Raw genomic sequence first — 25,304 nt, 5'->3', positions numbered from 1 at the left:
GTGTGGAAAATGTGTATATATATGATAAAGCTTGGGATTTCTGGCATTAGTGGGCGGGTTGGAAGATTAATTTTAGAGATTTTGCAAGGTGATGATTTTTTTGTGCCAAGCATTGGTTTTGGAAGGTCTGAGGGTGAGATTTGCGGTGTAAAGGTTGTATCAAATGCCGTAGAATTTGTAAATTCTTGTGATATAATCGTAGATTTTTCACTACCAGATGGCCTAGAGAAGGTAATTGACGCAAATATGAGTGCAAAAAAGCCTCTTATTTCCGGAACAACTGGTTTAAGTGATGCGCAAATGGATAAATTAGTGAGGCTTTCAGGCAGCACAAAGGTTTTATGGGACATGAACATGTCGCTTGGTGTGGGCATTATAAGGGGAATTGTAGGCGATATTGGGGCGCAGCTTCCAAAGGCTGAGGTTGAGATTTTAGAAAAGCATCACAATCAGAAAAAGGATGCACCGTCTGGAACGGCGATTTTACTTGGAAAGGAGATTGCAGGGGCAAGGGGTGTTGATTTTAAAGCTGTTGCATCTTATGACAGAGATCATAAAAGGAAAGATGGCGAGATTGGTTTTGCATCGATCAGGGCCGGAAACATTGTAGGTGAGCACAGGGTATCATTTTTCTTTGGTGATGAGGAAATTGAAGTCTGCCACAAGGCTTTTAGTCGCAAAATTTTCGCACAAGGGGCAGCTGACGGCGCAAAAAAGCTTTACAGTTTAAATGTAAGCCATGGGTTTTTTTCACTTGGTGATTTAGTTTGATTTTTACTTTTGAGCTTGAGTTTGTTATGTTTGAGTATTGTGTTTTTGGGAAACAGTTTGCAAATTTAAATAGGACATGGGTTGTTTTCACTTGGTGATTTAGTTTGATTTTCACTTGAATTTCTGTGCGGTATTTCTTTGATAGATTTCGCACAAGATTTGCTCGATTTTGGAAAAGCACTGTATGGCTTATGGCTTGTCATAGTTTTTTTCACTTGGTGGTTTAGTGTGATTTTTGGGTTTTAGGTATTGCATTTTCGCAAATGGTTTTTATATTTTGGAAAGAGATTTAGGAAATAGTGTTCTTTATTAGGGGTTTTTCTTAGAAAAGAATAGATTTTGCAGATTGTAGCTAGGATTTTAGTTGTTTCATTTTGAATTGTTTTATATAGTATTGGTATTTTTTTTACAGAAAAAAATAACACACAGCCCATTTAGAGATGTGTGTTATGAAGAATATTAATATGTTTTATTTATATTATTTCTTAGCTGCAACAACAGTTACACTTCTTCTATTTTTTGCATGAACTTCTTCGCTATCACCAGGGAATTCAATTTTTTGTTTTCCGAAAGTAACAACTTTAATTTTAGCAGATTGAACGCCATGTTTTACCAAGATTGCTTTCACTGCTTTAGCTCTTTTCAAGCCAAGTGCTAAGTTGTAAGCATCAGTACCTCTTTCATCGGCATGACCTTCAACAACAACTGAAAGTTTATTAGTTTTTAGGTATTCAGCTTGAGTTTTTAAAGCTTCGATACCCTCGTGAGTAATTGCAGAAGAGTCGAAATCAAAGAAAACTCTATCTGGAACAAAAGAGTCTTTAGATAAAGAGTTTACACCTTTACTAGAGACTTTAGAATCATGGCCATAAGCTTCCTTATTGCCTTTGTTATTACCATTCTTACCGCAAGAAGCAACAAGAGCTAGTAAAATAGTTAAATAAAAATAATTTTTCATATCTATTATATCAAAAAAACAAACACTTTGAAACATACATACCCCCATTTTATTAAAAGTCAAGATTTTTCTTGACTAATAAAAAAATATTTTTAGAAACTTACAAAAATAGAGTTATGAAAGCATTATTATACGGATTTATCATGCATATTGCGCAAATAGTTGCAATTGGTCCGCAAAATATTTTCGTTTTAACAAACAGCTACAGACATAAAATTGTAATACCTGTTGTATGTATTTTACTTGATTGTATAATGATTTTTTGCATGACATTTGGTGTAATGAGTGCATTTGCAAAGAACATTTATGTATTGCAGTGCATAAGGGTATGTGGTGTAATTTTCCTTTTAAAATATGGAATATCTGCGTTCCACAGGGCAATATACAAGAGCGAGTCTTTAGATGCAGTTCAAAAGCCGATTGAGAAATATATTATTTTAAACACGATTTTTATTAGTATATTCAACCCTGGGGTATGGATTGACACGGTAACAATTAGTACCATTAGTCTTGAATATGACGGTGTATCAAGATGGTTATTTTATCTTGGAAATGTAGCGTCGTCGATTGTATGGTTTGCTGCGATTGGATTTCTTGGATATATTTTTGGAAAGTTTTTACAAAGTGCAAAGGTATGGAGGTATATAAATTTTGGAACCGGTATAGTTATGGTATTTATGGCGATAAAGCTAATTTTTAATTAAGCGATTTTTTAGGTAATAAATTTATTGCAAATTAAAAATAATATTGTATGATTTAGTGTATTTATATATTAGGCGATGTCAAGCTATATTTCATTTTTTTTTGCAAAGTATATCACGCTTAGGTGCGGGCTTGCGATTTTAACTTCATTTCTTGCGATGGTGATGATTATGCCGCGTGGTATAAGGTTTTTAAAGGGTTTGCAAAAGGATGGACAGCCTATTCGAAATGACGGACCTGAGACGCATGCTGCAAAGAAGGGAACGCCGACCATGGGTGGGGTTTTTATGGTTTTTTCGATTTTATTATCGTCATTAATTTGGTGTGATTTAAGCGAGTATAAGGTGTGGATTGTGCTGCTTACGATGGTTATTTTTTGCATTATAGGTTTTTTTGATGATTTTCAGAAATTAACGAAGAAATCTACTGCGGGGATCAGGGGAAAGTGGAAGTTTATTTTTGAGATAGTAATTTCATGTGGAATAATTTATTTAGCGCACTGCATAAATCCTGAGCAAATTGATACGAAATTGTATTTTCCGGTACTTAAAAATCTTGTTTTAACGCTTGGAGTTGTGTATTTTATATTTGGGGCTTTGGTAATTACAGGTGCAAGCAATGCGGTGAATTTAACAGATGGGCTCGATGGGCTTGTATCTATGCCGATTTTTTTATGCTCGCTGACCCTTGGTATTGTTGCGTATTTTTGTGGAGATTTGATATATTCGGGATATTTACACATTCCGCACATTAGCGGGGCAGGCGAAATTTCGGTATTTTGTGCGGCTATGATGGGGGCGTGTCTTGGATTTTTATGGTTTAATTCAAAGCCGGCGGACATTTTTATGGGAGACACGGGCAGCCTTCCACTTGGGGCATCACTTGGGATAATTTCAGTATTAATCAAGCAGGAGATATTATTATTTTTTGCAGGGATGCTGTTTGTAATTGAGGCACTTAGTGTTATTTTACAGGTTGGGTCGTATAAATTGCGTAACAAAAAGAGGATTTTCCTTATGGCGCCGCTACATCATCATTACGAGAAAAAGGGATTAAGCGAGACAAAGGTTGTTATAAGATTTTGGATTTTAGCGTTTTTATTCAACATTTTAGCCCTTGGGATGATAAAGATTAGGTAGTGCAAATGCTGCTTAAGGGTCTTGATTTGCGTGTGTTGGATTAGAGTTTTGCAAGGCAAAAGGGAGTGAATTGGTGTAGCCCTTGGGATGATAAAGATTAGGTAATTTAGGGCTTGATTATTGCGTGATTTTATGGGGTTTTATTGGTGTGTATTTTGGTTATTTTCCAGAATTACTTAGTCTTTATGGCAAAGATTAGGTAGGGCTTGGCTTGAGATATGGTGTAAATTGTGTGTATTTTTAGTGCAATTTGTGGTTAGTTTTTAGATTTTGACGCAAGGAGGGATTGACGGAAGTTTTTATCGAGTTTAAAGATGTAAAACCCTATTGAAAGAGAGATAATTTCCATTACAAACATTGTTATTCCGGTTGATATAAAGTTACTAGCGTAAAAGTAAGAGGCGATTTGTATTCCGATGGATGAAAAAACCCATTTTAAAACGGTAAGGACGGCGGATATTCTACCTTGCATATTAGGTATTGAGGAAAGGGAGCCTATGTAAAGGATATTAACCGGTATTACTGCGCCTATTGACAAAAGGAGGGTTGAAAGGGTGATAAATAGTGGGTTTTGAACATTATTTATTATGATATATGCGTATGAGGCTAGAAATGAGAATATTAAAGAGATTGAGGCAAGAAATGCGGTTTTTTTACCGAGAATATTTGTGATTAATGGGCTAATTATTGAGAATATTCCAAAGGCAAGGGTGAGCGCACCTTGATAAAAGCCATAGTGTTTTAGGTCAACATTTAAGGCGTTTATGTAGATTATTGGCGCCATACCGACGAAGGTATAATAAAGGCCGATTGCTATTGTGCAGGAAAGGATGTACATCATTGGCAGTTTTGATGAAAAGATTATTTTATATTCGGCAAAGTTTACTTTAGAGGTTTGGGTATTTATTGTTGATTTTGGAAGGAAGAGGTTAAAGAAGAGAGCGACAAAGGTAAAGGCAAGGAGGATAGTGAAGTTTGCTTGCCAGTTCCAAACGAGGGTTGCATATGAGCCGATAGTTGGGGCTGTGCATATTGCGATTGTGCATATTCCATTTAGGATATTCATCATTTTTTCTTGTTTTTGTTTGTTAGTATATAGGTCCATTATGAAAAGTGGGGCAAGAACCATTGGGGCTGAGGAGCCTATACCTTGGATTATACGGCCTATTATTAGGGTTGGATAATTTTTAGAAAGTATGCAAAGGAGGGTGCCAAGGGCGAAGATAAGAAAGCCGAAATTCATTATTTTTCTTTTACCGTATTTATCTGCGAGATTGCCGACAAATATTGCTGCTATGCAGTGGAATATGAGATTAACACTGAGGATCATTTCAACCGAGAAGGCAGAGAGGTTAAAGAGGTTTTTAATATCCGGAAAGCTTGGAACGCAGATATCAATTTCGGCTGCTGAGACAAAAATTGCTATTGCCATTGCGATAAAGGGTAAGATTTTCATATATATTTTTGATTGATTGTATAGGGAAAATATTATTGTCAAGGTTAATGTTTTGTATTATAGAGATTAAATTTTTGCATAAGGGATGGTTTTATTGTAAGTTTTGTCATTTGAGTTGGGTGTATATCATTTAGTGAGTATTCTGAGAATCTATGGCGTATTAGTCTATTTACTTCAAGACCGAAGTGGGAAAGGATTTTACGAACTTCACGGTTTTTACCTTCGAATATTTTTATAGTAAGTTTATGATTTTTCTTTTTATCGTCGTTGATGAATGATGGATTACCGTCATATTTAAGGATTACTTTATCGTAGTTTATATTATCTATTGTTATACCGTGGAATGCTTTATCTGATATATCTATCATTTTTTTTTGTGAGAGGAAGCCGAAGGCACGGACATGGTATATGCGTTCTATTTTACTAGAGGGGATTTCCATGAATCTGGCGAATTCACCGTCGTTAGTAAAGAGGATAAGGCCTTCTGTATTAAAGTCAAGACGGCCGATTGTAATGAGGTTTTTATATTTACCTTTTAATGCATCGTATATTGTTGGGCGGCCGTTTGGGTCAAAGCGGGATGTTATGCAGCCTTTAGGTTTATAGAAACCGAAGAGTTCTGTTTTTGGTGGGATGAATTTATAGTGTTTTTTAGAGACTATTATTGTATCACCTATAGAGACTTCTGTGGAGAAGTCTTCTATTAGGTGGCCATTAAGGTAGACTTGTTTATCAAGGATTAGTTTATCTGCTTGTTTACGAGTGCAGATACCAAGGCGGGATATAGCTTTATTAATGCGGTACATAATTATTTTTTATTTTTATCCAATTTATCGGTATTTGATGAGGTAATATTAGAGGCTTGTGTTTTAATGCGTTTAAAGTTACCGTTGATTTCGGCGCCATCTTCAATTGAAAGTGTACCATATTCTATATCGCCGTGTATTTTAGCTGTGGAGAATATTTTAACTATTGGGGCGGAGATATTACCGTTAATTGAGCCTTTAATTTTTAGCATTTCACTTTTAACATTACCTGTGACGATACCTGTTTCACGGACTGTGAGATTATTTACATTGCAGTCACCATTTATTGCGCCAAGTATTTCGACGGAGCCTTTATCTGCTGAGATGTTACCTGTGATTGACATATTTTCACCAATGAAGGAAATTGCATTTTCTTCCACTGATATTGCCTCTTTTGCTTTCATAGAATAAAAAAAAATATTATCTTTGTTGTACAATAAAACGCTTTGGATTAATTGCAAGATTATTTATTCGAATTTCATAATGAAGGTGAGATCCTGTTGATTTACCGGAGTTTCCTTGGCGGCCTATGAGGGTACCGGGGTATACTTTTTGGCCAAGGCGTGCGTCTATATGGGACATATGGGCGTAGCGAGTTGTTATACCATGGCCATGTGCGACATCGACTGACCAGCCGTATCCATTATGCCATCCTGATTTTATTACTGTACCGTGGGCTGTAGAGAAGATTTTAGCGCCATAGGAAAGGACAAGGTCCATACCTTCATGTTTTGCCATTTTTTTATGTACGGGGTCTATTCGATAGCCGAAGGGGCTTGAGAATTTACCGTTTTTAAGGGGGTTTCCGAGGGGTATTTCCATGATGAGTCCTTCGAGTTTAATCATTGATGGTATGAAGTCATCATCTGTAGCTTGCATATGATTTTTTACTTTATAAGAGGTAGCGGCGTTTTGGATATGGCCTGAGTTGCATATTCTAGTTTTCATTTTTTCAAAGACTTGAGATTCGGTGGCATTAGAGGATATACCTATTGCGTCTATGACATATTCTGCTTTAGAGAGGGCTTTTGAAAACCAAGATGATGATTTACAGTTTAGAAGGTCGAGTTTAAGGAGGACATCTTGGATATAGGCATAACGGGTGTTGATCATAGCGTACCAGTATGCTATTTTACTACGAAGGATTTTATTAAGGTCTTGTATTGTGTAGTTATCGAAGTTATTGTTATTATAGGCAAGATTTAATGGGACGCGAGATTCTGATGGATTAAGGAGTTCTTCGCGTTTTTTATTTATATCTTTTTTATCATTATTTTTAGTATTTTTTTGGGGTGTTATTATGTCATTTTCATCATCATTTTGTTGTTTATCTTGGTCTTGTTCGGAGTTTTGATTTTCATTTTTATTATTGTTATCATCGATATTTTTTACATCGTCATCTGATATAGTTTTACGAGAGATTTTTTCGAAGTATTCATTGATTTTTTCCATATGGATAATCATTTTAGCGACTTCGACTTTTGTAACTTGTCCATCTTGACGCATTTGGTCTATTTTACGTTGTTTTTTATCGATTGTACCGTATAGTTTAACGCCGAAGACGAAGAAGAAGGTAAGGGTGAGAAGAACGAAGATAAATATGGAGAATATGAATATTTGGGCTTTTTTAGTGAATTTAATTGTTCTAACGGATTTTTCTGAGGATATTACTATTCTTTGGTCTATAAAGCATTTATTAAAAAATGTTTTTATATATTTCATAGGAAATAGAGAGTTATTAGATAGTTTAGGATGATTTTTTTAAAATCAAGTTTTTTATATTTATGTTGTTATGACAGGGGTTTTATGGGGCATGATGGAGGGATGGAATTGGGTTTAGGAGGCAGATTTCAGTTGAGTTTTTATGTATATGGATAATGTTTTGGTTTTGTGTTAGGTAATGGAGTTATTGGGGATTAATTGGATTATGCAGTAGTTATTTTACGCATTACGAAGGATTTTCTTTTGAAGTTGCATTATGCCGTAGAGCAGGGCTTCTGCGGTTGGTGGGCAGCCGGGGACATAGACATCGACTGGAACTATTCTATCGCAGCCACGAACGACGGAGTATGAGTAGTGGTAGTATCCGCCGCCATTTGCGCATGAGCCCATGGATATTACCCATTTTGGTTCTGCCATTTGGTCATATACTTTGCGAAGCACTGGTGCCATTTTATTTGTGAGGGTTCCTGCAACTATCATAACATCTGATTGACGAGGGGAGGCGCGAAAAACCACGCCGAATTTATCGAGATCATAGCGGGATCCTGCTGTTTGCATCATTTCCACCGCGCAGCATGCAAGGCCGAAGGTCATAGGCCAGAGTGATCCGGTTTGAGCCCATTTTACTATTTTATCGAGGTTTGCGATTAGAAAGCCTTGGTTATTAAGGCTAGTTATTGCTTCTTGTATTACATCGTTATTAAAGGCTGAAAGTGAGTAATTTAGGTTATTAGCATCATTTTGCATTTTATAATCAAAGAGCAGAAATTTATAATGATAAATAAATAAAAATCAAGTTTTGTTTTTGATATTTTTTATCGGGGTATGGTTAGGGCTTTGTGGTATGGAAATATATTTCTTGACAATTAAATTTAGTTTCATTTAAATGAATTAGCATTTTATTTTTATGTATGTTAAATTCATTAGAACAGAAAGTATTTTTAGATTTATCGTATGAGGAGCTTGAGGCAAGAAACCTTGAGTTAAAAGCTGAGAGAAAAGAGGGAAAGACGCAGGATTATTTTGCGCAAAAGGTTTTGAAGATATTAAAGGATGAGAAGAAAATTAAGGCTGTGATGTTATGTTTTACAGACATTGAGGGCAAGTTATTAAACCTTGATTACGACAAGACATTTTTTATAAATTCGCACGACAATTTAACGTTCGATGGTTCATCTGTGCGTGGATTTTCAACGCAGGACAAGTCAGATTTAAGGTTGCAGGTTGATTTTTCAAGTTTGCGTTTTTTACCAAGCTGTGTATTTGGGCCGGGTAAGGTTATGATGTTTGCAAGTGCATTTACGCAAGATGGCAAGCCATATGAGAGTGATTTTAGGCAGAAGTTACATAGTTTATGTGATGATTTATACGCAAAGGACAAGACTATAGTAAATGTTGCACCGGAAATTGAGGGGTTTTTATTAGATGGGATAGACAGTGAGCAAAATTTTGAGGCATTAGGAAAGTTTGAGCTTGTAACTACGGGTGGATATTTTAATTCACTTCCGCAGGACAAATTAAGGAAGTTTATTGACGCTGTAGCGGAGATTAAAAGGTGTATGGGTTTTGAAAATGAAAAGGATCACCCAGAGGTTGCACCATCGCAATTTGAGCTAAATTATAAGTACACAAAGGCTTTAGAGGCGGCGGATCAGATTCAGATTTACAAGCTTATTTGCAGACAGGTTGCAAAATTAATGGGATGCACTGCGTCATTTTTACCAAAGCCTGTTATGAATATTAATGGAAGCGGTATGCACATGAACATTTCACTTGAGACGGCGGGGCGTAACATTTTTTTTGAAAAGGGAAGTGAGATTTCGGAAAGTGGGAAGAAATTTGCGACATCTATTTTGTATTATGCTAAGGATTTATGTTTAATTTTAAATTCAAGTGTTAATGCCTATAGAAGGCTTGACCCGAAGTTTGAAGCGCCAAATGAGATTAAGATTTCATCAAGTGACAGAAGTGCGATGATAAGAATTCCTATTGGCAATGAGAAGTCTTCGCGTATTGAGATAAGGTCTGTTGCGCCTGATTGCAATCCATATTTAATGATTTTTGCAGTTGTATCAATTGGCGTTTCAAAGCAAGATGACAAGGAGATGTCCAAGATTTTAAACAAGCGTGAGAAGTTACCGGGCAATATTTATGATGCACTGCGTTATTTCAAGGCAAGTGGGACATTAAAGGCTATACTTGGAGATGTTTCATGCGAGAAATTTGCGGAAATAAAGGAAATGGCTGCAAACAGATGCCCTAAAGATCTTGGATGCAAGGTTAAGGTATCTGAGATTATATATCACCACGAGGTAACAAATCAGGTTTTATGGTATAATTTTTAGGCTAGGTGCGAGATTTATATCATATTAATATCACTTGAGTGATTTTATGGTGTTTTTTTGAGGTGGATAGTGTTTAACTTTATGTCAAATGCTATCTGGTATTGTATTTAGGTTTTATGGTTAATTTATAGCTGGCATTTGGATATTTAGAGTAATTTTATTTTAGTGATTGATTTTAAGTAAAAATGGTATTATAGTAATGTGATAGTATTTTTTAGAGGTAATGAATTTTTTTGAAAAAGATGGCATTGTAGTTGGTGTTGATGAGGCTGGGCGTGGAGCGCTTGCGGGCCCTGTTGTAGCGGCTGGGTGTATAATTTTTAAGAAAGATGAGGGTTTTTTTAAAGAGTATGTGCGTGATTCCAAAAAGATGAGCAAAAAGCAGAGGGTGGATGCGCGTATTGAGCTTGAAAAGTATTGTATTTTTGAAGTATTTGAGGTTGGAAATGATGAGATTGAAAGGGTAAATATATTAAATGCAACACTAGTTGCCATGAATGGTGCGATTGAGAAGGTATTAAAGCATGGCTATGATGTATCAAGGATTATAGTTGATGGAAACAGGGCTCCAAGGAAAGATTGTGAGACGATTATAAAGGGTGATGACAGATATTACGAGATAGCGGCTGCGTCTATTTTTGCCAAGACTTATCGGGATGATTTAATGACTAGGATGGGTAGCATTTTTCCGGATTATGGCTTTGACAGAAATTTTGGTTATGGCACAAAAAGACATTTTGAGCAGGTTAAAAAGCACGGATTTTGCCATATACACAGGAGGTCTTGGTTTTAGGATGGATGATGATTTATTGCTTTAGGGAGGTGGGTTTTTTGTGATTTAGGAATATGATGTTCAAGGTGTAATGTAGTGAAAATAGTGAGCAATTTTTTACAAGTATATGCTAGAGTCTTTTTTCATCTGCAAGGTATGAGCCAAAAAGTTTAACATCAAGGCATGAGGCGTGAAGTTTAGGCATGGCGATTGATAGATTTGGATCTTGAGTATGACCGCTGCAGGAGATGAAGAATTCTGCTTTATGAGATTTTACGCCCCCTGGTATATAGCTTTCGATTTTAAGCAGATCTATGTTATGGTCGCAAAGTATATTAAGGATTTTCGCAAGGCCGCCAGATTTGTTATCTATTGCAAATATAAGGGATGTTATGTAGTTTTTATTGTTTTGAAATGGGTGATTTGATGGTTTTTTTGACATTAGGATGAAATTTGTGAAATTATCTTGTGCATCTTGTATGTCTGGGTGTATGATTTGAAGATTGTATATTTTAGCGGAAAGGCTTGATGCTATGACGGCTGATGTTGTATTATTGCTTTGCATAAGGCGTTTTGCTGCGTCTGCTGTGTCGTTGACGGGTATTAACTTTGGTGTAGTTGTTGCAAATATGCGTTTTAAGTTGTCTTGGCACTGCATAATTGCCTGTTCATGAGAGAGTATTTCTGTTATATCTTGTGGTTTTGTGGCATGATTTGCAAGAAGTTGATGCTGTATTTTAAGGATATATTCTGCCTCGAAATAGATGTTATTTTTAGCGATAAGGCGGTGAACATCGGCGACGCGTCCTGCGTATGAGTTTTCGATTGGGATTACGATTTTATCGACTGTTTGTTGATTTAATGCGGCAAACGCGTCAAAGAAGTCATAAAAGCCGATATATGATGAATTTGGGGACAGAATTTGGGAGGCAATGTGTGAGTAAGCACCATCTGTGCCTTGATAACCAATCTTCATAGTGTATAATTTTTTACTATGAAAATTGGTTATTTATAAAATGCAAGGATTAGTTTATTTGTAATGCATTTTACTGTTATTTCTACTTCTATTTCTTTCTACATCTTCTTTATAATTAGGTCTTGTAAGATTTCTAAGTGTTGAGCTTCTTTGGTTAGCATTTTGCTCCTGTTCTTGGTCTGGGTATTGTTGTTGATTAATATATTGTTTTTGGCTTAGGTATTGATTATGCAACACTGCTTTTTGTTTGCGTTGTTGCTTGTTTGTAATTTCAGCTTGTTTGTTTTGTTGTTTGATAAGAATTAGGCTTCGTGGCTGCTCAACTTGCAGATCTTCTTGGTTAAAATTTTGACCTTCTTGTTCGAATTGATCTTCATTTTCATCTTGATCAAACGGTTTTGCGCGTCGACCAAGATTGTTAAATGTTAGTCGTGGACAAAGAGGAGGTCTGGAATAGCTTTGGCTGCAATAGATTTCTTCTTCTTCGAATTGATCTTGATTATTTTCTTCTTCGAGTTGATCTTGAGGTTGCAGATCTTCTTGTTGTTCCTGTTTGTTTTGGAGATAGGTATTTTGACGGTTCTTTTGCCGTTTGATGTAACCTTCTATTGTTGCCAATATTTGTTCATCATTTTTTATTTTAGAATTGCTTATTTCAAAGTATATTCCGGAAATGCACGATGGGTTGTCAGCTAACAACCTTGCAACTTCCTCACGTTTGCTATCATCAGTGGACGTAAATTTATTAAGTATAGCTCTTAAGTAAGTTTGTTGAGAGTTGTTAAGGGGTGTTTTACCTCCTTCTTGTTTCCCATTATTTACTTTATTTATTGTTTTATCATTTTGTGCGTGTTTTGTAGCATCATCAATATGCGAATGTATCGTTTGTAATATTTTTTCATCATCTGTTATCTTACGATTGCTTATTTCAAAGTATATTCCGGAAATGCACGATGGGTTGTCAGCTAACAACCTTGCAACTTCCTCACGTCTGCTATTATTAGTGGGCGTAAATTTATTAAGTATAGCTCTTAAGTAAGTTTGTTGAGAGTTGTTAAGGGGTGTTTTACCTCCTTCTTGTTTCCCATTATTTACTTTATTTATTGTTTTATCATTTTGTGTGCGTTTTGCAGCATCATCAATGTACGATTGTATCGTTTGTAATATTTGCTTATCATTTGTATCACTATCTTTTATTGCAATGTATATTCCGGCAATGCACGATGGGTTGCCAGCCAACAACCTTGTAGCTTTCACCATATATTCGTTATCATCAGTGGGCGTAAATTTATTAAGTATAGCTCTTAAGCTCCCTCTTTGTGCTTCTGTAAGCATTATTTCACCCTTTTTACCTTTACCTTTACCTTTTGATTTCTTTCTTTGTCTTTTTGCAAGCATTATTTCACCATTTTCATTTTTACTTTGGTTTATTTCTTCAAGAATTTTGTCTATCAAGGCATCGGTTGCCTCTACTTCTCCCGAAGTGGACTGCTTGTATTTGGTTATCTTTTTTTCCACAGGATTGTTTAATTGAAGATCTTCATCTTCGCTTACAATACTTTTTTCAGAGTTGTTTCCTTTGCGGCGATTAAAAAAAGATTTTCCCATAAAAATATAAAATCACCAACCATTATGAGATAATTTTTTTTAATGTCAAGAAAAAAACAATTAAAAATTTATTTTTTAGAAAGAAGGGCTTCTAAATCTTCTTTTGTATCGATGCTTATTGGAAGGTCATTGACAAGGCATGCGTATATGGACATATCATTTTCAAGGGCGCGGAGTTGTTCGAGTTTTTCGCGTTTTTCAAGGTATGAAGGGGGTGCTTTGACGAATTTTTCAAGTGTATTTTGCCTGTAAGCGTAAATTCCAAGATGATGAAAGAACTCGGCTTCGCTTAGGTTTTCAGGGTTAGCAGGGCAGAGGGATCGCGTAAAATAAAGGGCTTTATGTGCTTTATCGTCTTGGTTTTTGATAGACAAAATTGCTTTTACAACATTTGGGTTATTTGCATCTTTTAGGCTTGTTGTTTTGTACGCGGCCGTTGCGATGTCTGCGCTTGGGTTTGAGGTAAGGACGTTTTTAACTTCCGCTATGATATATGGCTTAATATCTGGCATATCGCCTTGTAGGTTGATTATTATGTCGTATTTTTCGGTTATTTGCTGGCTTGCGGCGAAAATTCTGTCGGTTCCTGAAGGTAAATTTGCATCTGTCATTATAACATTTCCGCCTGCGGCTATAACTTCTGCTTTAATCACTTCATCGTCCGTTGCGACGAAAATATCAGAAATTCCTGACTCTTTAGCACGTTCAAGAACGTGGACTATCATTGGGATGCCGTGTATTTTTGCAAGGGCTTTTTTAGGAAATCTTGTTGAGCCTATGCGTGCTGGTATGAATATTGCTGTTTTCATATTTATGTAAATAACCAATCTTCATTTCACTATGAAAACTGGTTATTTATAAAATGCAAGGATTAGTTTTGCATGCTATTGCTACTACTACTTCTACTTCTGTTAGTGTAAGATTTTATAAGATTTTGTAATTGCCGTCCTTGTGGTTGCTGTTGTTGATAATGTGGATCGTTATTTTGTTTAACTTTTTTTATAATTGGAAGTTGATAGTTTTGATGATAACCTCCTGTGTCGCCTTGATTATTTTGCATTTGTTGTTGAAATTGCAAATCATGATTAACTTTTTGAACTACTTCTTGAGCTACTTCTTGGAATTGATTATTTTGCTGTTGAAATTGTTGATTAATGTTTGCAATTTGTTGTTCATGAAGTTCTATTTGCTCAAGGGTTAGTACATTGTTTTGGAAAAATTGATCTACAGGCTGATCTACAACAGGCTGATTTACAACAGGTTGATTTACAACAGGTTGCTCTTGCTGTATTTGAACGTTATGTTGCAAGGTTGGATGTTGTTGAGGGTTTGGAATTTCATGAATTTCTGTGCCATTTAAGATGAGGTCTAAAGTGTTTTGGTCTATTTGAATATTTCTGTTTACAATTTGCAATATTTTTTTAGGATTTTCAAGTAAGAGGGTAATAAGAGTTATTTTATCATTTTTTGCTATATTTTCGTCAATGTAGCTTGTGACTATGGTGATTAACTTTTCAGATTCCTGTTTTGTAAGTGGTTGAATTTCTCCACCATTTGATATAATATCTTCTCTCACTGCTTCGATTAACCGCTCTGCTTTTCTTGCCTTTTCTTTAAAGTTACCTTGATTAAAATTTGTTACTGTTAAAGGTGTGACAGGTATTTTGTTTCTAAACAATGTATTTTTTAAACTCAGTCCAGATGATGGGTGTTGTAGTAATGTTAGTAGCAAATCGGCAGCAGTTTGATTGTCTTGTGGATAGTATAGTCCAACAAGTTTTCTGATTAAATTGTAAATATTTTTATCTGATGTAGCCCTTGCTTCACTTGATATTGTGTTCCAATTTTGGATAACTTTGTTTTTTACAAGTTGATTTTGGTCCGCATTTGCAACAACCTGCTGCATGAAACCGTTAATTTGATGTATTGGTGTAAATCTTATTTGATTATATCTTCTCATTTGTTGCTCAGCAAGAATGCGGTTTGCTTCGGTTTGAAGATTTGGATCGAGTGTGACAGGGTTGTTATTTGACCATGTTTTTTGGTTTTGATTCATAAAAAAATAAAATTACCAACTATTATGAGATATATTTTTTTAATGTCAAGAAAAAAACAATTATCGGTTTATTTCTTTATGATTAGGGTTAGGTTTTGACGAAGTTGACGAATGATATGCCAAATGTTTATTTATTTTTGCTGCGCTTGGAGTTTATCAATTTCAACAAGTAGATTTACACCGCGAATCATGTTGTTTATTAGTTCTTCAGGGGATTTACCAAATCTTTCGGAGTTAGATATATCAAATATACCGCCTTCTGAGTTGCTATTTTCACCGAAAACGCCGCGGACATCTATGTTAAATGACTTTGCAATTTCTTTAAGGAGTTTTTGATTTTTCCCAAGATTTTCAAGTTTCAAAAGCACGCTTGCACGCATTCCTGTTCCGATATTTGTTGGGCAGGAGGCAAGATAGCCGTATTTTTTACTATATGCAAATTTTATTGTTTTACGAAGTTCATTTTCAAGGTGTACAAGGTTTTCAAAAACCGAGCGTATATCGTAGTTTTCTTGTATGGATATAACGCGCATGTGGTCTTCTTCGTTAATCCAGATGACGAGTTTTTTATCTTTTGAAATGTAAATTCCGCGGGCATGAGGATAGTCACCTGAAATTCCTGCTGCGTTTAGGTGTTCATCTTCGGTTATATCGTTAAATAGAAGGTGTTCTTTGCGTAGTTTTTCCTGTTCTTTTTTACTCATTTTTTCAAGAGAGGTATAGGTTCCAGTTTTTAGGAAATCGCTTGAATTTATGGCATCTGTAATGGTTTTTTCAACCTCATAGCGCTGCTGTTTTGACATTGAAGATGGGAACGGAAATTTTTCGATATTGCGTGCAAAGCGAATTCTTGTAGACGAAATTAGTTTCTTAGCGTCATCTGAAAAGTTTTGATTTATAGCGGATACATCGTAGTTTTCAGTAGTTTTATTTTGTGTTTTGTGGTGATATTTATCAAGAACATAGTCGAAAATTGGGGCAAAGGTTTGGTAAGACTCTGCGTCGCCTGCGTAGCAACCGATTTTACTTTTTTTAGTCTTAATTCCTGACGCCATTATTTTATCAAAATCAACGCCATTTGCTGTTTTTTTATTCTCAAGGGATGCCTTAATTTTTTGGTTTTGAACGGCTTGTATGCAAAGAGGAATTTCGTTTGCAAAGGCTATATTTGGCAATAAACATGCGATAAGTACTAATTTTTTCATACAAAAAGCAACAAAATTAACCAATAGTGGACAGAAAATAATAAAAATCAAGTATAAAATGTTTTAAAGGAATATTAGTAGGTTTTATGGGGGATTATTTATGTTTTAGCAAAGATTATACTTGTGATTTTGTTAGTAGATTTTCACAGATTACAAGCGGTAATTTTGTCGATATTTTGCATATATGGTTTGAGTGCATTTGGGATATTGAAGGTTCCATCTGGGTTTTGGTAGTTTTCAATTATTGCAACAATCATGCGTCCTATTGCAACTCCTGAGCCGTTTAGTGTGTGAACATAGCCCTTTTTGTTATCGTGAGTTTTGTATCGAGCCATCATTCTGCGGGCTTGGAAGTCAAGGGTATTTGAGCAAGATGAGATTTCGCGGTATTGTTTTTGCCCAGGAAGCCAGACTTCTATATCGTAGGTTTTACTTGAGCAAAAGCCTGTATCGCCTGAGCAAAGAAGGCAAACTCTATAGTGTAGGTCGAGTTTTTTTAGGATATTTTCGGCAGCCATTAGCATTCTTTCGTGTTCATCATGTGATTTTTCCGGCATGCAGATTGAGACAAGTTCCACTTTAGAAAATTGATGTTGGCGAAACATACCTGCTGTATCTTTACCTGCTGCGCCTGCTTCTGATCTAAAGCATTGAGAGTAGGATGTAAATCTCATAGGGAGTTTTTCTTCTGAGATTATCATATCTGCTGCGATATTTGTAAGGGGAACTTCGGATGTTGGAATAAGGTACATTCCGTCTGTTGTGATATAGCCATTATCAAATTTTGGCAGCTGCCCTGTGCCAAACATTGAGTTTGCATTAACTAAGTGTGGAACATAGATTTCTTCATAGCCGAATTCTGCTGCGTGGGTATCTAGCATAAAGTTTTTTAAAGCGCGTTCAAGTTTTGCAAGGTCAGAGCGTAGCAAAACAAAGCGTGAGCCTGAGATTTTACGGGCAGATTCAAAGTCCATTATACCGAGTTTTTCACCGATTTCATAGTGTTCTTTAATATCGAAGTTAAAGGATTTTTTTTCGCCAAAGGCAGATATTTGAAGATTTTGAGTATCATCTGTTCCAAATGGAACTGCGTCTTGGAGGATATTTGGGATAGTTGCAAGGATTTCTTTAATTTCATGCTGAAGTTTTGCGTCATTTTCTTCAAGTTTTGCAAGGGTGTGTTTAATTTCTTCTGATTGCTTCATTAGGTCGTCGATATTTCCGTCTTTTTTAGCTGATTTAATCATGCCTATTTCTTTAGCGATTGCATTTTGTTTACTTTGCATATTTTGAGTTTCTTGCATAACGCTTCTGCGATTATCGTCTAATTTTAGCAGGGCATCAAAGTCAAAGGTAAAGGAGCGATTTTTCATGCTATTTTTAACGATTTCAAGGTTATTTTTTATGAAGTTAATATCGAGCATATAGGCAAAAAGTAATTTTTTTTATTAAAAAGTAAAAAATATAATTTACAATTAAAATTTTTATGTTACAGTAAATTAAATTTGTTTTTTTGTTAATAAATGTCAAAAGATGATATAATTGAGATGGATGGTGTGATTTTAAAATGCCAGCCTGGTGCGATTTTTTTAGTAAAGCTTGAAAATGGTGTGGAGATTTTGTGCCATGTATCTGGGAATGTTAGGAGGAATAAAATTAAGATTGTAATTGGAGACAAGGTAAAAGTTGAGCTATCTGTATACGATTTAACAAAAGGAAGGATTTCTTATAGGTATTAATGGATTTAGTTGATATTTTTACAAACACATATATTAGCGTTGTAACGTTTGATGTAATTTTAAATTATTACGATGCAGTTGTTGCGATATATCCTGAAAAGATTCGTGGTTTAGCGCATTTAGTAATGTGTATTGCTGAGATATTAGGTATATTGACGATTTTTCTTGTTGGCAGAGGATTAAAGCCGTTATTTAATAAGGATAATAGGATTATGAGTTTTAAGTCAATGAATTCCGGACATTATTATTTACTATTTGCGCCTTTATTTTTTTCAACTTTAGCGTCAAGTGTTGGCATTTTTTTCATTGGTATACAAAGGTTTAATTATTTGAACATAAAGATACTTGAGTTAATATTGTGCATGAGGATATTTGTGCATATTTGTGGGTGGCTTTTAGGTTGATTTTATTGCGTTTTTTTCAGCTTTGATAAGCGGTATATGAGGTTAGGAGTTAAATATTTCGTACATCATTATAGCTGCTGCATTTGAGACATTTAGGCTATCTGAGTCGGGATTTATTTGTATTTGGAGGGTTTCATGGCATGTATCACGGATTGATTGGCGTATGCCGTATCCTTCGCTACCCATTACAAAGGCGATTTTTTTATTTTCATTAGTGATATTGGAGATTTTTCTAGACTGAGCGTTAAGGTCTAGGGCGATGGTATAAAAGCCTGAGTTTTGAAGGGTTTGGAGTGTGTTATTTATATTAGTTACTGTGAGGATATTAACATATTCACTCATACCTGCTGAAGAGCGAATTACGCTTGCGTTTATTTCTGGCATATTGTATTTTGTGATGATTACAAGGTCGATATTAAAGCAGCGTGCGGAGCGAAGTATAGCGCCAAGGTTATGGGGGTCATTTATTTGGTCGAGAATTACTATTGATGCTTTATTTTGGCGGGAGAAAATGTCGATATAGTCTTCAAGTTTAAGGGATTCTATAAGAGAGCTAACATGAGCGAGATAGCCTTGATGTTTATCGCCATCTTTACACATTTTAGAAAGGGTATCTTTGGAGACATATTCTATTTTTATATTTTTAGTGATTTGTATTTTATCTTTAAGGTCTGATTGGATATAGAGTTTATAGATTATTCTATTATCATTTTGAAGGACGGCTTGTATGGCGTGTTTTCCGTAGACGATATGGAAGTTTTTTTTATGTTTATCGTTATGTATTTTTTTCATAAAGAAGATTTTTATTTATGGTATTTGATATAATTTTAAAAGCAAGTAGAAAGTGGAGATTATAGTATATTTTTGGATTGACTTTAAGAAAAGGATAGTCAGGTTTAGATAGCATTTATTGATGTTATGGTTATTGGCATTTTTGGAAACAACATTACTGCAAAGGTTGCGTTTTTGGTATTGAGGGCAAGGGGAGTGGAGTGTAGATTATTTGGAAAGTTGTATAGTGATGATGAGGCGTTATTGCATAGGAGTAGATTTGCAAGCAGAACTATGGCTATTTCTATAGATAATTTAGAGACATTAAGATGCATTATGGATTGCGAGAGTTTATTTGAAAAATCTGGGGTTATAGAAAGGATTTTAGTATTAAACGGGCAGGATAGCAAGGGGCATGATGTTGAGCTAAGGGCTAGAGATTTTGGATATGACAAGATGGGGTATATTATTGATTACAATGGGTTATGTGAGGAGATAGATAGGGCGATTGATGGAAAGATGGTATGTGATGTAAGAGGTATTAAGAGGGATGGTGGTGGATTTATAGTGGAAAGGGATGGATGTAGCGAGGGTTTAGACAGGATTATTTTAACAGACGGGATGTATGATGATATATGTGATTTTGATGTAAGTGAAGGAAGAGTAGGGTATGATTACAAGGAGTATGGAATGACGATTAATGTAGAGCATGAGTTTTTGCACAACAACACTGCGATAGAGTGGTTTACAAGGCTTGGGCCGCTTGCGTTATTACCGATGAGGGATGGGAAAAGGTCTAACATTGTAAGGACTATACCAAGTGATTTAGCAAGGGATGTTATGGAGCTTGAGGGCGACAAGAGGAATGAGTTTATTTTATCGTATTTAACGAATTTATTATCTGGTTATGTAGGAAGGATTGAGATATTAGGTGATGTATCGATATTTCCGTTATGTGTTGGATATGGGCGGCAGAGCAAGGATGATGGGATATGTTTTATTGGGACGAAGAGTTTTATTATGCATCCTATTGCCGGGCAGGGTTTTAATGTGATTTTAAGGGATATAGAAAGGCTAGCGGAAAGTATATGCAAAAGTGGAGGATTTAGTGATTTTAAGGGGAGTTTAAAAAGGAAGATTGATGTTTTATCTATGTTATTTATGACGCACAATTTGAATCAGTTTTTCAAGATTTCAAACCCTATTATTTCTGGGGTGCGAAGGCTTGGGATGGGCATTTTTAACAATATTGATTTTTTAAAAAGAGCGTGTGTGAACAACGCGATTGGCACTGGTTTTTTCAATGGAGGAAAGGGGGTATAGTTTTAGGATATAAGGATTTTTTTAATTATTGGAGAAAGTGCTATTATTGCGATTACATTTAGTATTATTGCAAGATTAAAGCCTATATCTGCAAGGGGCATTATTGAGGCAAAAGACATATTAGCGCATATCATGCAGGCGAAAATATATGTGATTTTAGAAAGGAGTATGAAGCGACCATTTGAAAGGTAGTACCATGTTTTTTCGACGTAGTAGCCATTACTTATTATGCTAGTTAGACCAAAAATGCTAATATTGAACCAGAAGATATATTTTATTAAATTACCGCCGTTTGCAAAGGCTATACTTACTGTATGTATACCATTTGAAAGTTCGTGCAGATGAGCGCCTGTGAGCATTACGACAAGGCTACTAACTATCATCATAAGGGCAACGAGCATGGGTTCTATTGAGACTATAAGGGCTTGTTGTATTGAGGATTTATTTGAGTTACTATTTGCTATTGCTGCTGCGCCTGTGCCTGAGTCTGAGCCAAAGAGAATGCGTTGAAGAGAGTAGACTACAACGAATATCATACCGCCGTATTTAGAGTTATTTTCTGGAGAAAATGCTGACTGCAGGATGCTTTTTAGAACATCATCGAAGTTATGGATATGAAGTGTTATTATTACGATTGAGCAAAATAGATGGCAAATTACCATAAAAGGCACGAGTGCTGTTGAGATTTTTGCTATTCTATGTATACCGCCGACAAGAACTGCGAGAGAGAAAAATCCTATTAAAATAGCTGTTATTATGCGGTATTTTTCTTTATTAATGATTTCATTTGCGACAAGGGAGGATATTTGATTCATTTGGAAAGCGCCTGCTGCAAGGTAGGCTATGATGAATGCTATTGCGTAGATTATGGAAAATATTAGGCCGATGCGGGCAAGATTAAGTTTTGCAAAGCCGTCACGGATATAGAAAAATGCACCGCCGCTTATGACATGATTTTTATCTTCATGGCGAAAGTGATGTCCGAGGGCTGTTTCTGCGAATTTAATCATTGAGAGAAGGAGGCTGAAGATTATTATCCAAAATATTGAGCCTGGGCCTGCTATTTTTACTGCTATTGCGCCGCCAACGATATTACCCATTCCAAGGGTTGATCCAGCTGCGGACATAAAGGCGCCAAAGCCTGAGACTTCGTCTTTTTTACTTCTTCCGACTTTATTTTTTCTTTCTTTTAAAAAGCCTGTGATATTGATGAATTTTAAGCGAATTGAAAGGTATAAACTTGCAAAAACAACAAGGAGCACCAAGAATGGAACGCCGAAAATTGGGTAGAGTATTAAAGATGTAAGCTTTGCAATTGCAAAATTCATTAATTAAGAATCATTTAAGCAAGGTTATGATTAGAAAGTTAAATGTCAAGGATTTATTTATTCAAGATAGCAATGATGAGGCCGGAAAGTGACGTCATCATAACGCCGATTGCAATTATTGTTTTGTAGTAATACTCGCGCAAATCTCTTTTTGTTGCAAGTATATTTAGATTCTTCTCCTCAATCTCTTTTAGGACGTTAATGATATTTTTCGCTTGAGCATCAGTAAAGGTATTATTTTTTGTTAAAATTTCAACAAAACGAAGTGTATCAAAAGAAAACTGCATATTTTTTCAATGGTTTGCTTATATGTGTGGTAAAGAAAGTTTAAATGTCAAGCAGATTATTAACCTATATCACAAGACCGCCACCTGTTAAAGAATTTCTCGTATTACTTTTGTTACTAACCTCTTCGACATTTTGATAAAATTTAGTAGAAAGTATACTTTGTATGTTTTTTCCTCCCAAGTATGGACGATATGGAATAAACTTTCTAGCACTATATTGTGGATCTTTTGGTACTTTTCCTTCCAGTATAAGGTTTGAAATACTTTGAAGTTTATCAATACATTCTTGAATTGCAACAATTTTAAGATTAACAACTTCAGCATTTTGTTTATTTTGTTGACCTGTTTCAGAAAGAATTTTGTTTTCATTTTTCAGATCTTGTTTTTCTTTGAGTAATTGTGCAATTTTACCATGAATAATGTCATTTACGTTGCCTTTAAGTTGAAAAATTTTGTCCTTTTTGTTATGATCAAATAGTATTTGAACTATATCGGCATTCGCTGGCAATCTTAAAGGGTTGTTCGTCATTGAAACATTACAGCCTGTATAAACAGAATTATAAGGAATTTTAACGTTTGTAATGTCAAATAAATCACTCATTTCTCTAAATATATTACACGATATAAACATGAAGCGTAAATGTTCATTTTTATTGCTTTCTAAAAATTCTAACATTTTATTAGTCTCATTTGATAACATTTGTGAAATGAAGTAAACTTTATTTACACCTTGTTGTTGGTATTGCTGTATAATTTTGTTTACATCATCAGATGAAAAATCATCTGGGATTTCTTGTGCAATTGTTTTACCGGCACTCTTTAATATTTTAATGCCATCATTTATCTCTCTATCTTTCAAACTTTCTTTTGTATACAAAACTACGCTATTTGATTGGTTGTTATTTTGATCCATATATTTACACTAAAAGTTATTGCATTATACGCGAAAATTAATCAATTGTCAAGAGATTTTCGTATATTAGTTGATTTTAGGAAAAAAGACTTGCTTTTTGATTATATTGTTTTATGATTGGGAAAATGGTTTTTTATAATGTATCGTGTATTAGATAGGGTCAATTTTCCAGATGACATGAGGGGTTTTAGCGTAGACGAGCTAAGAGATCTTGCACAGGACATTCGTGGATATATGATCGAGACATTATCAAAAACCGGTGGACATCTTGGGGCTGGGCTTGGAGTTGTTGAGTTATCGATTGCGCTGCATTATGTATTTAAAACGCCGATTGACAAGGTGATATGGGACATAGGGCATCAGGCGTATCCGCACAAGATTTTAACTGGCAGAAAGGATTTATTACCGACGATTAGGCAGGCTGGGGGGATTTCGGGTTTTTGTTCGATATTTGAAAGCGAGTATGATGTATTTGGGGCTGGGCATAGTTCTACGTCTATTTCTGCTGCGCTTGGGCTTGCAAAGGGTAGAGATTTAAAGGGCGAGAGGCATGATGTAGTTGCGGTTATTGGAGATAGCAGTATAACAGGGGGGATGGCGTATGAGGGGTTAAACAATGCAAGTGATTTAGGCAGCAAGGTTATTATTATTTTAAACGATAATGACATGTCTATTGCGCCAGCTGTTGGGGCCATGAGGAATTATTTAGTAAGGTTAATTGGGTCAAGCAGATATATTCGTGCAAGGGGCAGGATTAAGTCTATGTTACCTGATTTTGCATCAAGATTTATGAAAAAGGCGGAGAGTGCTGTAAAGGACATGATAATTGGGGGGAATATATTTGAGTCAATGGGTTTTTATTACATTGGGCCAATTGACGGACATGAGATTGAGGATGTTATAGAGGTATTAAAGACTGCAAAGGAAAGTGATATGGCAAAGCCGATTTTAATTCATGTTAGAACGGAAAAGGGAAGAGGTTACGAGCCTGCAAAGCATGCACAGGACAAGCTACATGGGGTTGTAAAGTTTGATATTGCAACGGGAAAGCAGGAAAAGTGTAGAAATTTAACATATACTGATGTTTTTTCAAGAACTCTTATACATCTTGCAAGGGGTGATGAGAGGGTTGTTGCAATTACTGCTGGTATGCCAAATGGGACGGGGCTTGACAAGTTTGGAGGGCAGTTTCCAAGTCGAATGTTTGATGTTGCAATTGCGGAGCAGCATGCTGTTACATTTTCAGGGGGTCTTGCTATGTGTGGATACAAGCCGTATTGCGTGATATATTCGACATTTTTGCAGCGCGCGTATGATCAGATTATTCACGATATTTGCATACAGAAATTACCTGTAAGATTTGCAATTGACAGGGCTGGATATGTTGGGGCAGATGGGGCGACGCATGCGGGGTCTTTTGACATAGCATTTCTGTCGATTTTACCAAACATTATAGTTATGGCGCCATCGTGTGAGATTGAGTTAATTAGCATGATGAAGGCTGCAAATGAGATTAATGACATGCCGTGTGCGTTTAGGTATCCAAGGGGCTTAACATGTCTTGAGGAGATGCCGGATATTGAGGGTATTAATGCGGCTGAAATTGGGAAGATGCGAGACATTTATGTGCATGAGGGTGATGTTGTAATTATTTCATATGGGGCGTGTTTAGGCGAGGTAAAGCTTGCATATGAGGAGTTAAAAAATGTGCATGGCATTTTAGTTTCTGTAATTGATGGGCGTTTTGCAAAGCCACTTGATGAGGCAAGGCTAAAGGCTTTAGGGGGGCGGAAGATTATTACAGTTGAGGAGGGCTCGGTATGTGGGTTTGGCGGTATTGTAGCGGACTTTATGTCAAGGAATAATTTAGGTGCAAGGGTGGTTAGTTTGCATATGAGTGATGAGTTTTTAGCGCACGACACTATTTCAAACATGAAGGCGAAATCCGGCATTGATAAGGATGGAATTGTAAGTTTTGTGCTTGGAATTTAAGGGATGCAATATTAATTAAAAAAATACTTGA

Annotated in this window: 26 protein-coding genes; 9 read left to right on the top strand and 17 right to left on the bottom strand. The window is 35.7% G+C overall.

All coding sequences use genetic code 11. The annotated features are described in order from the left end of the window. Nucleotides 1-21 precede the first annotated feature (21 nt). Nucleotides 22-771 (top strand): 4-hydroxy-tetrahydrodipicolinate reductase, encoded by a 750-nt coding sequence (gene dapB, locus deia_RS04330; RefSeq protein WP_161982863.1) that lies wholly within the window; start codon nt 22-24, stop codon nt 769-771. 65 nt (nt 772-836) lie between these two features. Here dapB and deia_RS05785 read toward each other — a convergent pair whose 3' ends face one another. Next, complete coding sequence (locus tag deia_RS05785) at nt 837-974, bottom strand: hypothetical protein (RefSeq protein WP_153259912.1); 138 nt, start codon at nt 972-974, stop codon at nt 837-839. 275 nt (nt 975-1,249) lie between these two features. Then, nucleotides 1,250-1,765 (bottom strand): OmpA family protein, encoded by a 516-nt coding sequence (locus deia_RS04325; protein ID WP_161982862.1) that lies wholly within the window; start codon nt 1,763-1,765, stop codon nt 1,250-1,252. 80 nt (nt 1,766-1,845) lie between these two features. Here deia_RS04325 and deia_RS04320 point away from each other — a divergent pair, with 80 nt between their 5' ends. Together deia_RS04320 and mraY are read left to right on the top strand one after the other, a co-directional pair. Beyond that, entirely contained in the window at nt 1,846-2,433 is a 588-nt protein-coding gene (locus tag deia_RS04320) for a LysE/ArgO family amino acid transporter (protein ID WP_146820928.1), read from the top strand. 75 nt (nt 2,434-2,508) lie between these two features. Continuing rightward, complete coding sequence (mraY, locus tag deia_RS04315) at nt 2,509-3,570, top strand: phospho-N-acetylmuramoyl-pentapeptide-transferase (protein ID WP_146820927.1); 1,062 nt, start codon at nt 2,509-2,511, stop codon at nt 3,568-3,570. Between the two features lie 256 nt (nt 3,571-3,826). Here the strand turns inward: mraY and deia_RS04310 are convergent, their stop codons facing one another. From deia_RS04310 to deia_RS04290, 5 genes are all read right to left on the bottom strand, one after another. Next, nucleotides 3,827-5,002 carry an MFS transporter gene (locus tag deia_RS04310; protein ID WP_222912622.1) on the bottom strand — a complete coding sequence of 392 codons (1,176 nt, stop codon included), beginning with the start codon at nt 5,000-5,002 and terminating at the stop codon, nt 3,827-3,829. A gap of 68 nt (nt 5,003-5,070) precedes the next feature. After that, nucleotides 5,071-5,832 carry a pseudouridine synthase gene (locus deia_RS04305; RefSeq protein WP_146820925.1) on the bottom strand — a complete coding sequence of 254 codons (762 nt, stop codon included), beginning with the start codon at nt 5,830-5,832 and terminating at the stop codon, nt 5,071-5,073. 2 nt (nt 5,833-5,834) lie between these two features. Beyond that, nucleotides 5,835-6,236 (bottom strand): bactofilin family protein, encoded by a 402-nt coding sequence (locus tag deia_RS04300; protein ID WP_146820924.1) that lies wholly within the window; start codon nt 6,234-6,236, stop codon nt 5,835-5,837. Nucleotides 6,237-6,252: 16 nt separating this feature from the next. Beyond that, nucleotides 6,253-7,554 (bottom strand): M23 family metallopeptidase, encoded by a 1,302-nt coding sequence (locus deia_RS04295; protein ID WP_146820923.1) that lies wholly within the window; start codon nt 7,552-7,554, stop codon nt 6,253-6,255. A 219-nt stretch (nt 7,555-7,773) separates the two neighbouring features. Further along, the gene (locus deia_RS04290) at nt 7,774-8,301 is read right to left on the bottom strand and encodes a NuoB/complex I 20 kDa subunit family protein (protein ID WP_146820922.1); all 528 of its coding nucleotides are present in this window, start codon (nt 8,299-8,301) and stop codon (nt 7,774-7,776) included. A gap of 164 nt (nt 8,302-8,465) precedes the next feature. Here deia_RS04290 and deia_RS04285 point away from each other — a divergent pair, with 164 nt between their 5' ends. Then, nucleotides 8,466-9,899: a glutamine synthetase family protein gene (locus deia_RS04285; RefSeq protein ID WP_146820921.1), complete on the top strand. Its 1,434-nt coding sequence runs from the start codon at nt 8,466-8,468 to the stop codon at nt 9,897-9,899. 223 nt (nt 9,900-10,122) lie between these two features. Continuing rightward, nucleotides 10,123-10,692: a ribonuclease HII gene (locus tag deia_RS04280; RefSeq protein WP_146820920.1), complete on the top strand. Its 570-nt coding sequence runs from the start codon at nt 10,123-10,125 to the stop codon at nt 10,690-10,692. A 109-nt stretch (nt 10,693-10,801) separates the two neighbouring features. Here the strand turns inward: deia_RS04280 and deia_RS04275 are convergent, their stop codons facing one another. The 6 genes from deia_RS04275 to serS form a co-directional block, all read right to left on the bottom strand. After that, on the bottom strand, nt 10,802-11,647 hold the full coding sequence (locus deia_RS04275) for a prephenate dehydratase (protein ID WP_146820919.1): 846 nt from the start codon (nt 11,645-11,647) through the stop codon (nt 10,802-10,804). A 54-nt stretch (nt 11,648-11,701) separates the two neighbouring features. Beyond that, entirely contained in the window at nt 11,702-13,255 is a 1,554-nt protein-coding gene (locus tag deia_RS04270) for a hypothetical protein (protein ID WP_146820918.1), read from the bottom strand. A 68-nt stretch (nt 13,256-13,323) separates the two neighbouring features. Then, on the bottom strand, nt 13,324-14,064 hold the full coding sequence (locus deia_RS04265) for a 3-deoxy-manno-octulosonate cytidylyltransferase (protein ID WP_146820917.1): 741 nt from the start codon (nt 14,062-14,064) through the stop codon (nt 13,324-13,326). Nucleotides 14,065-14,126: 62 nt separating this feature from the next. After that, entirely contained in the window at nt 14,127-15,311 is a 1,185-nt protein-coding gene (locus deia_RS04260; protein WP_146820916.1) for a hypothetical protein, read from the bottom strand. 131 nt (nt 15,312-15,442) lie between these two features. Then, complete coding sequence (locus deia_RS04255) at nt 15,443-16,516, bottom strand: ATP--guanido phosphotransferase (protein ID WP_146820915.1); 1,074 nt, start codon at nt 16,514-16,516, stop codon at nt 15,443-15,445. A 143-nt stretch (nt 16,517-16,659) separates the two neighbouring features. Continuing rightward, nucleotides 16,660-17,940: a serine--tRNA ligase gene (gene serS, locus deia_RS04250; protein ID WP_146820914.1), complete on the bottom strand. Its 1,281-nt coding sequence runs from the start codon at nt 17,938-17,940 to the stop codon at nt 16,660-16,662. A 99-nt stretch (nt 17,941-18,039) separates the two neighbouring features. On the opposite strand from serS, the gene infA reads away from it, so the two are divergent. Beyond that, nucleotides 18,040-18,255, top strand: coding sequence for a translation initiation factor IF-1 (infA, locus tag deia_RS04245; RefSeq protein WP_146820913.1), 216 nt, complete (start codon nt 18,040-18,042; stop codon nt 18,253-18,255). After that, entirely contained in the window at nt 18,255-18,659 is a 405-nt protein-coding gene (locus deia_RS04240) for a hypothetical protein (protein ID WP_146820912.1), read from the top strand. The genes infA and deia_RS04240 overlap by 1 nt, the downstream gene beginning before the upstream one ends. Before the next feature lie 42 nt (nt 18,660-18,701). Here deia_RS04240 and rlmB read toward each other — a convergent pair whose 3' ends face one another. Next, nucleotides 18,702-19,451: a 23S rRNA (guanosine(2251)-2'-O)-methyltransferase RlmB gene (gene rlmB / locus deia_RS04235; protein ID WP_146820911.1), complete on the bottom strand. Its 750-nt coding sequence runs from the start codon at nt 19,449-19,451 to the stop codon at nt 18,702-18,704. Nucleotides 19,452-19,577: 126 nt separating this feature from the next. Between rlmB and deia_RS04230 the strand changes: the two genes are divergently transcribed. Further along, complete coding sequence (locus deia_RS04230; RefSeq protein WP_146820910.1) at nt 19,578-20,753, top strand: Rossmann-fold NAD(P)-binding domain-containing protein; 1,176 nt, start codon at nt 19,578-19,580, stop codon at nt 20,751-20,753. A 2-nt stretch (nt 20,754-20,755) separates the two neighbouring features. On the opposite strand, the gene deia_RS04225 is transcribed toward deia_RS04230, so the two are convergent. The 3 genes from deia_RS04225 to deia_RS04215 form a co-directional block, all read right to left on the bottom strand. Then, nucleotides 20,756-22,081 (bottom strand): alanine:cation symporter family protein, encoded by a 1,326-nt coding sequence (locus deia_RS04225; protein ID WP_146820909.1) that lies wholly within the window; start codon nt 22,079-22,081, stop codon nt 20,756-20,758. A 53-nt stretch (nt 22,082-22,134) separates the two neighbouring features. Then, a complete protein-coding gene (locus deia_RS04220; protein ID WP_146820908.1) occupies nt 22,135-22,368 on the bottom strand; it encodes a CCDC90 family protein in 234 nt (77 codons plus the stop codon). A 64-nt stretch (nt 22,369-22,432) separates the two neighbouring features. Continuing rightward, nucleotides 22,433-23,281 (bottom strand): hypothetical protein, encoded by an 849-nt coding sequence (locus deia_RS04215; protein WP_146820907.1) that lies wholly within the window; start codon nt 23,279-23,281, stop codon nt 22,433-22,435. A gap of 138 nt (nt 23,282-23,419) precedes the next feature. On the opposite strand from deia_RS04215, the gene dxs reads away from it, so the two are divergent. Continuing rightward, nucleotides 23,420-25,273 carry a 1-deoxy-D-xylulose-5-phosphate synthase gene (gene dxs / locus deia_RS04210; RefSeq protein ID WP_146820906.1) on the top strand — a complete coding sequence of 618 codons (1,854 nt, stop codon included), beginning with the start codon at nt 23,420-23,422 and terminating at the stop codon, nt 25,271-25,273. The last annotated feature ends 31 nt before the right edge of the window (nt 25,274-25,304 follow it).

Source organism: Candidatus Deianiraea vastatrix (genome assembly GCF_007993655.1).
Lineage (GTDB): Bacteria > Pseudomonadota > Alphaproteobacteria > Rickettsiales > Deianiraeaceae > Deianiraea > Deianiraea vastatrix.
This window is presented reverse-complemented; position numbering and strand designations above follow the sequence as displayed.